General features: G+C 65.4%; 1 protein-coding gene. It reads left to right on the plus strand.

The window, feature by feature from the left end; genetic code table 11:
- Positions 1-266: aminotransferase class III-fold pyridoxal phosphate-dependent enzyme (locus E5W87_RS22945; RefSeq protein ID WP_292402645.1), on the plus strand; the 266-nt coding region annotated here is incomplete at both ends.

Consider the following 266-nt stretch of genomic DNA (forward strand, 5'->3'; position numbering starts at 1 on the left):
CGCTTGTCGGCGAGGTGCGTGGCGTCGGCCTGATCGCGGCGGTCGAACTGGTCGGCGACAAGGTGACCAAGACGCCGTGGGAGACGGCCGGCGCGCTGGGCGGGCTCGTCAACGGTTTTATGCAGCAGAACGGCGTCATCTCGCGCAACATGGGCGACGCGCTGGCCTTCTGCCCGCCGCTGATCATCACCGAGCCTCAGGTCGATCAGATGATCGACGCGTTTGAAAGATCGCTCGAAGCCGCCGCCAAACAGGTCGGATCACAG

It is taken from the genome of Mesorhizobium sp. (assembly GCF_004962925.1).
Classification (GTDB): Bacteria; Pseudomonadota; Alphaproteobacteria; order Rhizobiales; family Rhizobiaceae; genus Mesorhizobium.